General features: G+C 30.9%; 13 protein-coding genes. 9 read left to right on the forward strand and 4 right to left on the reverse strand.

What is annotated here, in order from left to right; all coding sequences use genetic code 11:
* Nucleotides 1-77: 77 nt before the first annotated feature.
* The 4 genes from glpK to ACJDTP_RS20540 all read right to left on the reverse strand — a co-directional run bounded on the left by glpK (nucleotide 78) and on the right by ACJDTP_RS20540 (nucleotide 5,534).
* On the reverse strand, nucleotides 78-1,577 hold the full coding sequence (gene glpK, locus ACJDTP_RS20525; protein WP_406762281.1) for a glycerol kinase GlpK: 1,500 nt from the start codon (nucleotides 1,575-1,577) through the stop codon (nucleotides 78-80).
* Nucleotides 1,578-1,869: 292 nt separating this feature from the next.
* On the reverse strand, nucleotides 1,870-2,427 hold the full coding sequence (locus tag ACJDTP_RS20530) for a glycerol-3-phosphate responsive antiterminator (RefSeq protein WP_017211152.1): 558 nt from the start codon (nucleotides 2,425-2,427) through the stop codon (nucleotides 1,870-1,872).
* An 85-nt stretch (nucleotides 2,428-2,512) separates the two neighbouring features.
* The gene (locus tag ACJDTP_RS20535; RefSeq protein WP_017211153.1) at nucleotides 2,513-3,226 is read right to left on the reverse strand and encodes an MIP/aquaporin family protein; all 714 of its coding nucleotides are present in this window, start codon (nucleotides 3,224-3,226) and stop codon (nucleotides 2,513-2,515) included.
* Between the two features lie 652 nt (nucleotides 3,227-3,878).
* Nucleotides 3,879-5,534, reverse strand: coding sequence for a nucleoside kinase (locus ACJDTP_RS20540; protein ID WP_406762282.1), 1,656 nt, complete (start codon nucleotides 5,532-5,534; stop codon nucleotides 3,879-3,881).
* A gap of 434 nt (nucleotides 5,535-5,968) precedes the next feature.
* Here ACJDTP_RS20540 and ACJDTP_RS20545 point away from each other — a divergent pair, with 434 nt between their 5' ends.
* The 9 genes from ACJDTP_RS20545 to argF all read left to right on the forward strand — a co-directional run bounded on the left by ACJDTP_RS20545 (nucleotide 5,969) and on the right by argF (nucleotide 15,953).
* A complete protein-coding gene (locus ACJDTP_RS20545; RefSeq protein WP_077843317.1) occupies nucleotides 5,969-6,667 on the forward strand; it encodes a DUF421 domain-containing protein in 699 nt (232 codons plus the stop codon).
* Nucleotides 6,664-7,044 (forward strand): DUF4363 family protein, encoded by a 381-nt coding sequence (locus ACJDTP_RS20550; RefSeq protein ID WP_077843318.1) that lies wholly within the window; start codon nucleotides 6,664-6,666, stop codon nucleotides 7,042-7,044. The genes ACJDTP_RS20545 and ACJDTP_RS20550 overlap by 4 nt, the downstream gene beginning before the upstream one ends.
* A gap of 343 nt (nucleotides 7,045-7,387) precedes the next feature.
* Nucleotides 7,388-8,611: an argininosuccinate synthase gene (locus ACJDTP_RS20555; RefSeq protein ID WP_077838346.1), complete on the forward strand. Its 1,224-nt coding sequence runs from the start codon at nucleotides 7,388-7,390 to the stop codon at nucleotides 8,609-8,611.
* Nucleotides 8,611-9,996 (forward strand): argininosuccinate lyase, encoded by a 1,386-nt coding sequence (gene argH / locus ACJDTP_RS20560; protein WP_077843319.1) that lies wholly within the window; start codon nucleotides 8,611-8,613, stop codon nucleotides 9,994-9,996. Before ACJDTP_RS20555 ends, argH begins: the two co-directional genes overlap by 1 nt.
* Nucleotides 9,997-10,320: 324 nt before the next feature.
* Nucleotides 10,321-11,355: an N-acetyl-gamma-glutamyl-phosphate reductase gene (gene argC / locus ACJDTP_RS20565; protein ID WP_406762283.1), complete on the forward strand. Its 1,035-nt coding sequence runs from the start codon at nucleotides 10,321-10,323 to the stop codon at nucleotides 11,353-11,355.
* A 104-nt stretch (nucleotides 11,356-11,459) separates the two neighbouring features.
* Complete coding sequence (gene argJ, locus ACJDTP_RS20570) at nucleotides 11,460-12,683, forward strand: bifunctional glutamate N-acetyltransferase/amino-acid acetyltransferase ArgJ (protein ID WP_406762284.1); 1,224 nt, start codon at nucleotides 11,460-11,462, stop codon at nucleotides 12,681-12,683.
* Nucleotides 12,684-12,783: 100 nt separating this feature from the next.
* Nucleotides 12,784-13,641: an acetylglutamate kinase gene (gene argB / locus ACJDTP_RS20575; RefSeq protein WP_017211161.1), complete on the forward strand. Its 858-nt coding sequence runs from the start codon at nucleotides 12,784-12,786 to the stop codon at nucleotides 13,639-13,641.
* A 114-nt stretch (nucleotides 13,642-13,755) separates the two neighbouring features.
* Nucleotides 13,756-14,937, forward strand: a complete 1,182-nt coding sequence (locus ACJDTP_RS20580) for an aspartate aminotransferase family protein (RefSeq protein ID WP_406762285.1) — start codon at nucleotides 13,756-13,758, stop codon at nucleotides 14,935-14,937.
* A 95-nt stretch (nucleotides 14,938-15,032) separates the two neighbouring features.
* On the forward strand, nucleotides 15,033-15,953 hold the full coding sequence (argF, locus tag ACJDTP_RS20585; protein ID WP_406762286.1) for an ornithine carbamoyltransferase: 921 nt from the start codon (nucleotides 15,033-15,035) through the stop codon (nucleotides 15,951-15,953).
* The last annotated feature ends 201 nt before the right edge of the window (nucleotides 15,954-16,154 follow it).

A 16,154-nucleotide genomic window follows, 5' to 3' on the forward strand; every position in this document is an offset into this window, starting at 1 on the left:
AGGGTACATTATAATGCTCAAATCTTGTGATTAACTTAGACTAATTTGGAATAATAAACACTTATTGAAGTATAATTCTATTCCTCTTCCCATCCTTCTGCTCTCTTAACGGCTTTTTTCCATCCTTTATATAATTTTTCCTTCTTCTCTTCTGCTAAGTTTGGAGAATAAGACTGACTTACAGCCCACTTTTCAGCTATTTCTTCTTTTGATTGCCAGAAACCTACAGCAAGTCCTGCTAAATATGCTGCACCAAGAGCTGTTGTTTCAGTTATAATAGGTCTTACAACCTCTGCCCCTGTTATATCAGCTTGGAATTGCATTAATAAATTATTTCTACTTGCTCCACCATCAACTTTAAGTCTTGTTAATGTACATCCTGCATCTTCTTGCATTGCATCTATAAGATCCTTAGATTGATATGCAATAGATTCAAGAGCAGCTCTTATTATATGATTTCTATTAGCACCTCTTGTAAGTCCGAAAATGGCACCTCTTGCATACATATCCCAATATGGAGCACCAAGTCCTGTGAATGCTGGAACAACATATACTCCACCATTGTCTTCTACTTTCTGTGCAAAGTACTCTGTATCTGCTGCATCAGTAACTAACTTAAGTTCATCTCTAATCCATTGAATAACGGCACCACCAACAAATACTGAACCTTCTAATGCATATTGTACTTTTCCATCTATACCAACTGCAATAGTACTTACTAATCCATTTTTACTATGAATCATTTTTTCTCCTGTATTCATAAGTAAGAAGCATCCTGTTCCATAAGTATTTTTAACACTACCTTCTTCAAAACAAGTTTGTCCAAATAGAGCGCATTGTTGATCGCCTGCCATACCTGCTATTGGAACTCTAACGCCTCCTGTTCCTCCAAGATTTGTGTATCCATAAACTTCTGATGAATTTTTAACTTCTGGTAACATTGATTTTGGAATGTTAAGCTTTTCTAGGATTTTTTCATCCCATCTTAATTCCTTTATATTATAAAGCATTGTTCTAGAAGCATTAGTATAATCTGTTACATGAACCTTACCATTTGTAAGTTTCCACACTAACCAAGTATCTACTGTACCAAATAATAATTCACCTTTTTCTGCTCTCTCTCTAGCACCTTCCACATTGTCTAATATCCATTTTATTTTAGTTGCTGAAAAATATGCATCCAAAAGTAATCCTGTATTTTCTTTTACATATTCACTAAATTCTTTGTCTAGTTTGAGTTCTTCTATTATACCTGCTGTTCTTCTACATTGCCATACTATTGCATTGTATACTGGTTCTCCAGTATTTTTATCCCAAACTATTGTTGTTTCTCTTTGATTAGTAATTCCTATGGCAGCTACTTCTTCTTGAGTTATATTAGTTTTTGCAATAACTTCTTGTAACACTCCATATTGGCTTGCCCATATTTCTAGAGGATTATGTTCAACCCATCCTTGGCTTGGATAAATTTGAGTAAATTCTTTTTGACTTACTCCTAATATATTTTGTTCTTTATCAAAGATTATCGCTCTTGAACTTGTAGTTCCTTGGTCTAATGCTATTATATATTTTTTCATACAAAACACCCTGCTTTCTAATATTTATATATTCTAATATTTACCTAGAAAAGGTTAAATTTATTATTTATATTTTAGGAAATGAATTTAACAAATAGTTGACCTAAAAAAATTGAGTTAGTGTTCTAGACGTAATTTTAGCGGCAATTAAAGCCACATAAAACATCCATTTATACAGAAGCAATAATATTTATTTTTACTGCCTCGTACAAATTTTAAATTTACTCAGTCCATTAAGTGTTTCCCAAGTAAATTCAGTTTTATGTGGCTTTATTCTCTAATTCTCTTCAGCCTACATATTCCAAATTTCTTTTTTAGTTGTAGATACGCATGTTGCTCCTGAATTTAATGCCTGCATTACCTCTTCCTTAGTTTCAATTAGCCCCCCAGCAACAACTGGTTTGCTAGAATACTTTGAAATGATTTCAATTACCTTTGGAATTATTCCTGGAAGTACCTCTATTGCATCGCATTCAGAAATCATATGGCTTTTTACATTGTTTAAAGAAAGTGTATCAAATATAAAAACCCTTTGAACTCCTAATAAATTATACTTTTTTGCTAGTTTTACAACTTGTGGCTTTGTACTTATTATTCCACTAAATTTAGTTTCTTCTTTAATATACTTTACAACAATTTCCTTATTCGTAAATCCTTCAACCAAATCTATATGGATTATTCCTATTTTATTTCTAGATGTTATAATTTCACTTATCTCTTTAATATTCATTACATCTCCAAATAAAACAAATATAACTTGAGCTTCTGAATCTAACGCCTGATTTAATTGTTCTTCATTTTTTACTGCTGCTATAATTGGATTTTCTTCTAATAACTCTTTTATATTCATTGGCCCTCCCATGTAATTGTTTTCTTTTTTATTCTTAGTATTACATAGTTGTTTGTCTCTGTCAATTCTAACTATTAATTAACTTTTATAATATTCCATGTAACATTACATAAAATAATGCAGCTAAAGTTCCTCCTACAATTGGGGCAACAACAGGAATCCATGCATATCCCCAATTAGAATCTCCCTTATCAGGTATAGGTAATACTGCATGTGCGATTCTTGGCATTAAATCTCTTGCTGGATTAATTGCATATCCTGTTGGGCCTCCTAAACTTACACCAATAGCCAAAATTAAAAATGCTACAAACAATGTTCCCATTCCATTTGATAGATTTTGATCTCCCATTCCTAAAATTGCATAAACTAGTACAAATGTTCCTACAAGCTCAGTTATAAAATTAATTGAAGTATTCTTTACTTGAGGGCCTGTACAAAATACACCAAGTTTGCTTCCTTTATCTTCAGTAGCTTTAAATTGATCATTATAAACAATAAATACCAAAACTGCTCCTAAAAATGCACCAATACATTGTCCAGCTAAATAAATCGGAACTTGAGCCCATGCTACTTTACCTATTACTGCTAACGCAATTGTTAATGCTGGATTAAAATGAGCCCCACTATAACTTCCAAAAATCAATGCTGGAATTCCTACCGCAAAAGCCCATCCTATTGCAATTACTATTAATCCTGCTCCTGATCCACCTGATTTTTTTAATACGACATTGGCTACAACACCATCACCTAATAGAATAAGTAATAAAGTACCTACTAATTCTGCGAAAAAAATTGTCATAACATTATCTCCCTTCTACTTCACAATACTTGTTTGTTTTTTAACATTTTAGAACGGTTAATATTACTAGAAAACAACACATTACATAATATTCATAATTTATTTTAGTATGACTAATTTAATTTAAAAGTTTTAAATCAATGTACATCCAGTAATTTTGGCCATAAGTATAGCCACATAAAACTCCTTACATTTTAAACAATCATATATTTCTAACTGTTTAAAACATAAGTTTTAAATTTACTTGGTAATCATAAGATTTCCTAAGTAAACTTAGTTTTATGTGGCTTTATTCTCTATTTCTCTATAGCCTACATTTCTAAAATTTTTTCAGAACTGCAATGTAATTGTTTTCTTGTTAGATTTAGTATCACATATTTACTTTATAGTGTCAAGCTTAGTTAATAATATAACAATTAAAATCAATGCATATTATTTGCTCATTCATTCTTAATTACTTGACTGCCAATGCATCTTATTTCATATCTAATTATTGTTTCTTATTTTCTTCTTTTAATCCTTATTTTTACAATCAAACATTGTTAATATTTTATCTATTATAAATTTATCTTAAGAACACAAGAACTATAGATAAATGTTCAAATTTATCTATAGTTCTATATAATAATATTAGTGAAATAACATACTTAATTTAATATTCATAAAAAGCTGATCCTCCAATAAATTCTCTTAAAAGAGAATTCTTTGGCACTTCATCAACATTAATCTCTTTGAAAAAATTCAAAAACGACTTTAACCTTATAGCTTCTGAATAAACTGAACTTTCTTCTGTTATTTCATCTAACTCTTTTAATGCATATGGCTTTAAGACTCCAAGTTCATAAACCAATGTAGAATTAAACGCTACATCCGCACCTTCTTGATAAACAAATATATTATTTTTTTCTCCTTTCTTTATAGATTTCCACATTTTCAAAGTTTCTTCCGCCTTATATCCTCTTGATAGTGAATCTCTAACTATTCTTCTCACCTTTCTTACATCTGTTGTAGAAATTCTATTATGATTATCTATATTTAGCTGTGTCAATGCTGATATATAGATTTTAAATACATTCCTATTTAAATTGCTTGAAATTAAATTTGGATTTAAACCATGTATCCCCTCAAGTATTAAAACTCCATTTTTAGGTAATTTAACTTTATAGTCATTCCATTCTTTTTTCCCAGTTTTAAAATTATAAGTAGGAAGATCCACTTCCTCTCCACTCATTAACCTTTCCAAATTATCATTCAACAAACTTAAATCCAATGCATCAATGGATTCATAGTTATAATCTCCATTCTCATCTTTCGGCGTTTCTTCTCTATTTACAAAATAGTTATCCAAAGACAATGGCATAGGTATTAATCCATTCACTCTCAATTGTATACTTAACCTATTCGCAAAAGTAGTTTTTCCTGAGGATGATGGGCCAGCGATAAGTATAATCTTTACATCTTTTCTATCTAAAACATCATCAGCTATATTAGCTATTTTCTTTTCATGAAGCCCCTCTGAAACCATAATTATATTTCTTAATTCATTGTTAAGCACTTTTTCATTTAGAGTCCCAACATCTTCGATTCCTAAAATGTTTAGCCATCTTTGAGTCTCTATGAAAATTTTTGTTAAGCTCTTCTCTTCTCTAAATTCAGCTAATTCACTTAGATTAGTCTCTTCTGGTCTCTGTAAAATGAATCCTGATTCATACTTAAATACATCAAATTTATTTATGATGCCTGTTGAATATCCCATAGGACCATAAAAATAATCGTACCTTCCTTCAAGCTCATAAAGATGAACATGCTTTATATCACAATACTTTAAAAGCTTAACTTTATCGTCCATCTTATATCCTTCAAAAATCTTAATAGCTTCTTCTTTTGATGTTCTCATACTCTTAATTGGCACATTTCTATCTATTATTTCTTGCATTTTAACCTTTATCTTATCAATTTCACCTTTACTTAATGGATTTTCCTTATGAACTTCTCCATATACTGCCTTACTTATAGCATGGTCTATTGTTATCTTTGATTCTGGAAATAAATCCAATGCTACCTTTATAAATATAAACTGTAAAGTTCTTGTGAATATTTTCATTCCTAGTTCTGTATCAAAACCTATTAATTCTACTTCCCCATCATCCTCTATTACTTCAGTTAATTCGCAATATCTTCCATTTAGTTTGCATATAGCTATATCTTTAACCCTATCTTTGTAAGTATCCATAATTAACTCATAAAAAGTCAGTCCTTTTTTAGCTTTAATTTTCTTATCTTTAAATTCAATCCCTCTATACTCCATACTATTCAAACCTTTCTTTATATAATTTGATTATCCCTTTAGATTTTAATTTCACAATTTGAAAATTAAGCTTTCCGTCTCTGCAAAGTCTCTTATTCTAATTGTATTCAAATATTTGGGTACCATAATAATCATTTCAAATATATTATATACACTATTTCCAAAAAAGATAAACTTTTTTATTAAGTCTATAAAATAAAATAGACATTCCAAACTTACCATGAAATGTTCTTATTTAACATAACTACTTTTTTATATGGTGAACTGATCTTAATTGCAGCATAGCTGCTTTTTTCTATGGTGAACTGATCTTAATTGCAGAAAAGTTCCGTATTGTAGCACAGCTACTCTTTTTATAAGTGCATAGCTGCTTTTTCTTTAGGTGTGTATATTAATTTTATTTTTGCAAATATTATTTTCGAGGTGATTTTTTAATGTTTGTAGTATCAATCAGAACTGCTATTTTATATTTGTTGGTTGTATTAACCATGAGGTTAATGGGAAAAAGGCAAATAGGAGAACTTCAGCCTTATGAATTTGTAATAACTATTATGATTTCAGACTTAGCATCATTGCCAATGCAAGACACAAGGCTGCCATTATTATTAGGTATTATACCAATTATAACATTGCTATTTTTAAAAACACTTTTAACACAAATAGGATTGAAATTTCAATATACCCGAAAGCTCGTAGATGGAGAGCCTTGCATATTAGTCCATAAAGGGAAAATTAATTACTCAACGCTAAAAAAGCAACAATTAAATATAGATGAGTTACTAGAAGAGTTACGACTTGCCAATTATTTTAATCTTGATGAAATTCAATATGCAATTTTAGAGAATGATGGTCAAATATCTATATTACCAACAGATTATAATTCTTCTAATGCATCAAATTCAGGAAATACTGCTCAAAACACTGAAGCAAAATTACCAAAAGTATTAATTTCTGATGGTGAAGTAAATAAAAACTCACTAACTTCCATGAATAAAGATGAAGAATGGATATCTAATCTACTTAAAAAGCACAATATTAAATCAATAAAGCATGTTCTTATTGCTTTATATGATACAGAAGGTAAATTTAAATATCAACTTTTTGATAAATACGAAAAGGAGGATACGAAATGAGAAATGCTATAATATCAATACTTTTGTTTCTCCTAACTATGTCCTGCGTATATTTTTTAAATAAGTCTGTCATTAGCTTATGCGATAAAATTGAAATGCAAACTGAAGATATCGAACTTAATATTGCGAGTGACAAAATGGAGGATGCCTATTATCAATCTCTTGAATTATTAAATACTATTCAAGATAATAATGTTTTAACATCTCTTTATCTTAGTCATCAAGAATTTGATAATTTGCTAAATGAGGCTTTAAAGTTATCTACATATCTTGTTCATAAAGATTCAACTGAAGCGCATACATCCCTGCATTTAGTAAAGCATAATACTGATCATCTAAAGAAGTTACAAGCTCCAAGTTTCGAGAATATTTTCTAATAGAACTTTGACATGCGAACTTTTATTGTATCATACATAAATTCCGCATATATAAGTATTCATTTTATTTGCAGAATTATGCACCACAATAATTTATGCATAAAACCTAGTGTTATTTGCATAAATTATTGTTTTTCTGCATAAACTTTATTTTTTAATGCATACTTTTAATATTTTTATGAATATTTTTTCATTTTATACTTGATTATTCTTTTATAAAACTGTATAATTATAAACATCAGTTAGGTATTATAAATTAGATTAATTTATTGATTATATTCGAGAAAATAGCATTGCATGTATGTTTATGCATTTTATATGATTATTTAGGAGGGCTTTTAAAATGATAAAATATAACAAAGTAGTTTTAGCTTATTCAGGAGGACTAGATACATCAATTATTATCCCATGGCTTAAAGAAAATTACGGGTGCGAAGTAATTGCTGTATGCGGAAATGTAGGGCAAAAGGACGAGCTTGATGGATTAGAAGAAAAAGCAATAAAAACAGGAGCATCAAAATTATATATTGAAGATTTAACTCAAGAGTTCGTTGATGATTATATCTTCCCTACTATTCAAGCTGGTGCTATATATGAAGGTAAATATCTTCTTGGAACCTCATTTGCTAGACCAATAATCGGAAAAAGGTTAGTTGAAATTGCTAAAGCAGAAGGAGCAGATGCAATTTGTCACGGATGCACAGGTAAAGGAAATGACCAAGTAAGATTTGAAATGGCAGTTAAAGCATTTGCTCCAGAAATGCCAATAATTGCTCCATGGAGAATTTGGGATATTAAATCAAGAGAAGATGAAATAGATTATGCAGAGGCTAAAAATGTTCCATTAAAAATCAACCGTGAAACAAATTACAGCAAAGATAAAAACATTTGGCATTTAAGCCATGAAGGTTTAGATTTAGAATTTCCTGAAAATGAACCACAATATGATAAAATTTTAGAACTTTGCAAAACTTTAGAGGCAGCTCCAAATGAGGCAACTTATATAACATTATCGTTTAAAAACGGAATTGCCGTTGCTTTAAATGGTAAAAAAATGAACAGCGTTGAATTACTAGATGAATTAAACAAAATTGGTGGAGAAAATGCTATTGGTATAACTGACATGGTAGAAAACAGACTTGTTGGTATGAAATCAAGAGGTGTTTATGAAACTCCAGGTGGAACTATTCTTTATAAAGCACATAAAGATCTAGAAGAACTTTGCTTAGACAAGGAAACAGCTCACTATAAAGAGCAAATTGCTTTAAAGTTTGCTGATTTAGTATATAACGGTCAATGGTTTACTCCTCTTAGAGAAGCATTAACTGAATTTATTAATAAAACTCAAGAAACAGTTACAGGAGAAATAAAATTAAAATTATACAAAGGAAATATTGTCAATGCCGGCATGACTAGCCCATACTCACTATATAGTGAAGAATATGCAACTTTCGGAGAAGATGGAGTATACGATCAAAAGGACTCTGCTGGATTCATTAATCTATACGGTCTTCCAACAGTTGTAAAAGCTAAAATGCAAGAAAAAATTAAGAAAGAGGAAATGTAATGAAGCTTTGGGGCGGACGATTCAAAAAAGGCACTGACAAATTAGTTAATGATTTTAATTCTTCTATAAATGTTGATAGCAGAATGTATAGAGAAGATATTGAAGGCAGTCTAGCTCATGCTTCCATGCTTGGAAATCAAAATATAATTTCTAAGGAAGCTAGTGATAGGATTACTTCTGGTCTTCTAGAAATATTAAAAAGAATGGATAATGGAGTTATAGAAATTGATGAAACTTCTGAAGACATTCATAGTTTTGTTGAAGGTACTTTGACATATTACATTGGTGAATATGGAAAAATGCTTCATACTGGAAGAAGCAGAAATGACCAAGTAACTTTAGATTTAAGATTATATTTAAAGAAAGCTATAAAGTCATTACAACAAGATATCATAGCTTTAGAAGAAGTTCTTTTGGAAAAAGCTAATGAAAACATAGGTACAATAATGCCTGGGTATACTCATATGCAAAAGGCTCAGCCGATTACATTCGCTCATCACCTTTTAGCTTATGCTGAAATGTTTAAAAGAGATCTAGGAAGACTTTCTGATTGCTATAAACGTGTTGATGAGATGCCACTTGGATCTGGAGCACTAGCAACATCCACATACCCTATTGATAGAGAATCTGTTGCTCGCGATCTTGGTTTTTCAAAGGTTACACTAAATAGTTTAGATTCTGTTTCTGATAGAGATTATGCTATTGAAACACTTTCTTGTCTTTCAATGATAATGATGCATTTATCAAGATTTTCAGAGGAAATAATTCTTTGGTGTACTAATGAATTTAGCTTTATCGAACTTGATGATGGTTATAGCACTGGAAGCAGTATTATGCCTCAAAAGAAGAATCCTGATGTTGCAGAACTAGTTAGAGGTAAGACTGGTAGAGTTTATGGAGACCTTATGACTTTACTTACTGTTATGAAAGGAATTCCTCTCGCTTATAATAAAGATATGCAGGAAGATAAAGAAGCTCTATTTGATGGATTAGATACAGTTGTTCTTTCACTTAAAACTTTCTGTGGAATGATTAAAACAATGAAAGTTAAGAAAGAAAATATGAGAAAAGGTGCTGGTCTTGGATTTACTAACGCTACTGATGTAGCTGACTACTTAGTAAAAAAAGGTATGCCATTTAGAAATGCTCATGAAGTAGTCGGAGAAATAGTCCTTCAATGTATTAAAGATAACAAGATGATTGAAGAATTAACTATGGAAGAATTTAAGAACTTCTCTCCTACATTTGAGGAAGATATTTACCACGCTATAGATTTACTTACTTGCGTAGAAGAGCGTAAAGTTATAGGCGGTCCTTCTACAGAATCAGTGAAAATTCAAATTGAAGCATTAAAAAATTTTATAGCAGAAAATAAAGAAGTTTAATAAGACTAGTAATTATAAAGAAAAAATTTAATATTTTTTTCCTTGTAATAATAGCAGCCGTAACATTCTCAGATAACGGCTGCTAAGTCTTAGACTAAATACTCCTTAAGTGTATATTAATATCCCTTGAGGTATAGGTTTAACTAAGATTCAGATGGAAATCCCCATCTGAATCAAGTTCTACTTCATAAAAACTTTCAATTGTCTATGAAATTTCTAACACGAAATTTTATAGACAATTGAAATACTATAGTTACGAATTAACATACAAAAATCAATAATATTATTTTGCAATAATCAAATAAACAAGGGGGCTATTTAAAATTGGTTAAAATCGGAATAATTGGTGCCACAGGATATGTAGGCGCTGAACTTTTAAGATTATTATTATCTCACCCAAAGGTTGAAGTTACAGCTTTAAGTTCAGTTTCTTTTGAGGGGCAAGAGATTAGCAATATATATAAAAATTTTTTAAGCAAAACAAATCTAATTTGTGAGTCTGCACATGATGTTGTTGAAAAGTGTGATGTAATCTTCACCGCCCTACCTCATGGATTAAGTGAAGATATTGCTAAAAAAGCTCTAGACAACAAGAAGATCTGCATTGATATGGGTGCTGATTTTAGATTATCTAGCGAAGAAGAATATGAAAAGTGGTACGGAAAAAAATTCACACAACCTGAAATACATACAGATAGTGTTTATGGACTTCCAGAATTAAATAGAGATAAGATCAAAGAATGTTCTTTAGTTGCTAACCCTGGTTGTTATCCAACAACTATAGAATTAGGGCTAATGCCGTTACTTAAAAATTCATTAATAAAATTAGATAATATTATTTGTGATTCTAAATCTGGAACTACAGGCGCTGGAAGAGGATTAACTTTAAATACTCACTTTCCAGAAGAAAATGAAACTTTTGCTCCATATAAAGTAGGTGCTCATAGACATACACCTGAAATCGAGGAAACATTATCTGCTATGGCAGAAGATAAAGTAAATGTAACATTCACTCCTCACCTACTTCCAATTAATAGAGGAATAGTTTCGACAATTTACTGTATTCCAAGAGATAAAGTAAATCTTGAAGAAATTCACAAACTATACACAGAATTTTATAAAAATGAACGCTTCGTAAATGTACTTCCACTTGGTGATACAGCTTCAATAAAAAACGTAAGATTAACAAACGATTGTCATATATCTCTACACTTGAATCATAGAGAAGATCAAATTATTATTGTTAGTACTATAGATAACATGATTAAAGGTGCTGCCGGACAAGCAATTCAAAACATGAATATAATTTTAGGTTTTAATGAAGCAGAAGGTTTAAATCTAATTGCACCAGCTTTTTAATTCATATCATTTTTAAATACTAAAAACTTTAACAGATTTAATTATTAATTATGCATTATGCGTTGTGCATCGAGCACTGTGCATTGACTAAGGGGGTTATAAATTTGGATATAAAATATATAGATGGCGGAGTTACAGCTCCTAATGGTTTCTTAGCTTCTGGGGTACACTGTGGATTAAAGCCAGGAAGCTTAAAAAAAGATTTAGCTTTGATTTATTCGGAAGTTCCTGCTGCAGCAGCAGGAATGTATACTAAAAATAAAGTTAAAGGTGCTCCTATTTACGTTACAAAAGAACATCTATCAAACAAAAGAGCACAAGCAATAATAATAAATAGTGGCAATGCAAATACTTGTAATGGTGATGACGGTTTAGTTAAGGCAAAAAAAATGACTTCATTGCAAGCTAATAAACTAAACTTAAAAGCAGAAGATGTTTTAGTTGCATCTACAGGAGTAATTGGGGTTCCTTTAAATATAGATGCTATTAAAGACGGTATTCCAATGCTTACTGAAAAGTTATCAAAGGAAGGTGCTAATGATGCATCTTTAGCTATAATGACAACAGATACTTTTCAAAAGCAACTAGCTGTAGAATTTTATATAGGTGATAAGAAAATCACTATGGGAGCGATGGCAAAAGGTTCAGGTATGATTGAACCAAACATGGGAACAATGCTTTCTTTCATTACAACTGATCTTTCTATTGCTCCAGAATTACTACATGAGGCTCTGCAATCTAGTGTTGGAGTAACTTATAACAGAGTCAGCGTTGATGGAGATACAAGTACTAATGATATGGTATTAATTTTAGCTAATGGCTTAGCTGAAAATCCTACTATAATTGAAAAAGATGAAAGTTACAATACTTTCTTAAACGCCCTTACTGAGTTAAATACAATTATGGCTAAAAATATAGCTAAAGACGGTGAAGGGGCTACAAAACTATTAGAATGTCAAATAATCGGTGCAAAGAATGAAAAAGATGCAGTTGTTTTAGGTAAGAGTGTAATAAACTCTAGTTTAGTAAAGACTGCAATGTTTGGTAGCGATGCGAACTGGGGAAGAATTCTTTGTGCACTTGGATATGCAAATATTGATTTCGATCCCGAAAAAGTTGATGTTGCCTTTGAAAGTAAGGCTGGCTCAATAAAAGTTTGTGAATCTGGTAGTTCTTTACCCTTCAATGAAGATATTGCAAAAAAGGTTCTTAGCGAAAATGAAATAGTTATTAAAGTTAACTTATCCTTAGGTGATTATAATGCTTATGTTTGGGGCTGTGACCTAAGTTACGAATATGTAAAAATAAATGGTGATTACAGAAGTTAATCTTAAATTATAAATAAATATATTTTAAACTTATTCCGATGTACAGTTCTTAATATGTTAATTATGAACTGTACATTCTAAATTGACTGGGGGTATTAACTTGTTGAATCATACTGAAAGAGCAGAAGTCTTAGTTCATGCACTACCTTATATACAGCGTTACCGTGGAAAAATAATAGTGGTAAAATACGGCGGAAATGCAATGATAAGTGATGAACTTAGAGAAACAGTAATAAATGATATTATATTAATGAAATGTGTTGGAATCGAACCAATTGTAGTGCATGGTGGTGGTCCTGATATTTCAGATTTATTAAATAGATTAAATCACAAAAGTGAATTTATTAACGGCTTAAGATATACTGATGATATTACCATTGAAGTAGTTCAAATGGTTTTAGGTGGAAAAGTAAATAAAAATTTAGTTTCTTTAATAGAGAAATTTGGGGGAAAGGCCATTGGCTTATGTGGAATGGATGGCTCTCTTTTAAAAGCTAAAAAAATAGAATCTGATAACGACTTAGGGTATGTAGGTGAGATAACTAAGGTTAATACAGAAATATTAAAAACTACCATAAGTTCAGGATATATACCTGTTGTTGGTAGCGTAGCTTTAGGAGAAGATGATAATAAGGCATACAATATAAATGCTGATACTTGCGCAGCAAAAATTGCATCAGCATTAAAAGCTGAAAGATTAATACTGCTTACTGACGTTCCAGGAGTTATGAAAGATCCAAAAGATATATCTACTCTAATTAGCACATTAAGATTACATCAAATTCCTAAATTATGCCTTGAAGGGATAATAAAAGGTGGAATGATTCCTAAAATTGATTGTTGCGTTGAAGCAATTAGAATGGGTGTTGAAAAAGCAACTATCCTTGATGGACGTGTACCTCATTCCATTCTTTTAGAGTTATTCTCTAATGAGGGTATCGGAACAATGATTTATTAATCAAAATATTAAAATATTTTAGAAACTTCAAATAAATTTCTCTAATAATAGTTAATGATCTAAAGTTTATACTAGATATTATTAACTATTGAATAATTTAAAGGGGGCAATTTTATGTCATATGATTTTAACGAAGCAAAAGAACACGTTGTTAATAGCTATGGTCGTTTAGATCTTATACTCACTCACGGCGAAGGTGTTTATCTTTATGACCAAGATGAAAATAAATATTTAGATTTTACAAGTGGAATTGGTGTCAGCAGCTTAGGATATGGACATGAAAAATGGGTTAAAGCTACTAGTAATCAATTAAAAACACTTGCTCATACATCGAACATATTTCATACTGAACCAAGTTTAAAACTTGCTAAAGAATTAACTGAAAAAGCCAACATGAGTAAAGTCTTTTTTGCTAATTCTGGCGCTGAAGCTAATGAAGGATCAATTAAGCTAGCTAGAAAATACAGTTACGACAAATATGGTGCTGGAAGAAGTAAAATTCTTACTCTAATTCAATCATTTCACGGTAGAACAATAACAACTCTAAAAGCAACTGGTCAAGAGAAATTTCATAAGTACTTCTACCCTTTTACAGAAGGTTTTGATTATGTAAAAGCAAATGATATAGAAGACTTTAAAGTTAAACTTACAGATGATGTTTGCGCCATAATGCTTGAAGCAATACAAGGTGAAGGTGGTGTTATCCCACTTGATACAAAATTCGTTCAAGAAGTAGTAAAAGCGTGTAATGAGAAAGATGTTCTTGTAATATTCGACGAAGTTCAATGTGGTATAGGTAGAACAGGTAAGATGTTTGGGTATAATAATTTCAATGTAGAGGCTGATATAGTCTCTGTAGCAAAAGGTCTTGGTGCAGGACTTCCTATAGGCGGAATACTTTGTTCCTCTAAAGTTGCAGATGTATTCAAACCTGGTGATCATGGCTCAACTTTCGGAGCAAATCCTGTTGTATGTTCTGGTGCTTTAGTTGTTCTTGAAGAGATTTGTAATGAACAATACTTTGAGAAAATATATAAAAGAGGATTATTTGTAAGAGAGCTAATAGATGAAGCTAAAAATCCTCAAATTGTAGATGTACGCGGTATGGGATTAATGATCGGAATAAAGGTGAAATGTGATCCTGCTCTAGTCCAAAAAGAAGCTATAAAAAAGGGATTGTTAGTGCTTACAGCCGGTAAAGATGTTGTTAGGCTTCTCCCACCCCTTACTATAACTGAGAAAGAATTAAAAGCTGGTATAGACATTATTCTTGAAATTTTATCTAGCCTTAATTAAATTTTAATTTGGCATGAATATGATCTTTATCGCATCTTTTGAATTTTCCCCTTAACTGCTCATTTTTCACTTTCTTATTGTTTGGAGGCATATATATGAAAAAAGACTTACTAAAAATGGATGATCTTTCTAAAGAAGAAATTCTGGATATTTTAAATTTAGCAGATCAGTTAAAATACGAACAAAAACATGGCATAGAACATCATCACCTTAAAGGTAAGAGTTTAGGGATGATTTTTGAAAAATCATCTACTAGAACTAGAGTTTCTTTTGAGACTGGCATGTATCAGTTGGGTGGAAATTCACTTTTTTTGACTGATAGAGACATGCAAATTGGTCGTGGTGAGCCAATTGAAGACACTGCTAGAGTCCTTTCTAGATTTATACAGGGCATAATGATTAGAACTTTCTCACAAGATGAAGTTGAAAAATTAGCTAAGTATGCATCAATTCCGGTTATAAATGGATTAACAGATGAAGAACATCCTTGTCAAGTGCTAGCTGATTTAATGACGATAAGGGAAAATAAAAATATATTAGAAGGTCTAAAAGTTGCTTTTATTGGCGATGGTAACAACATGGCCAATTCTCTAATGATTGGCTGCCTAAAAGTCGGCATGAATTTTGCAGTTGCATCTCCTGAGAATTATACTGCATCTAAGAAATACCTTAATAGAGCTAAAGAGATCGCAGAAAAAGAAGGCGTTACTTTTACAATTACTACATCTCCACTTGAAGCAGCTAAAGATGCTGATGTTATAATTACTGATGTGTGGGCTAGTATGGGCAGAGAAGAAGAGGCTAATGAGAGACTTAAAGCCTTTGAAGGATTCCAAGTTAATAAAGAATTAATGACTATTGCTGATAAAAATGCTATGGTGCTTCATTGTCTTCCTGCTCATAGAGGAGAAGAAATTTCAGCTGAAATTTTGGAAGAACATGCTGATTCAATTTTTGATGAATCTGAAAATAGATTACATGCCCAAAAAGCTGTCCTTGTTAAATTAATGAAATAATAAAATTCTAGTTAATAGAAAAATGATATACTTGTTTACTTCGATTGCTAAAAAAAAAATTGCAAAGAATTTCTATCATTTCAAGATAAAAAATTTTTCAACTCACATACGTTCAAACAGTAAAAGTTTTTTATCTTGAAATAATGAAACTCTAATAATTTTTTCTGATGCACTCTGCGCAAACAAGTATATCATTTTTTT

The sequence above is a fragment of the Candidatus Clostridium helianthi genome (assembly GCF_045310795.1).
Lineage (GTDB): Bacteria > Bacillota > Clostridia > Clostridiales > Clostridiaceae > Clostridium > Clostridium helianthi.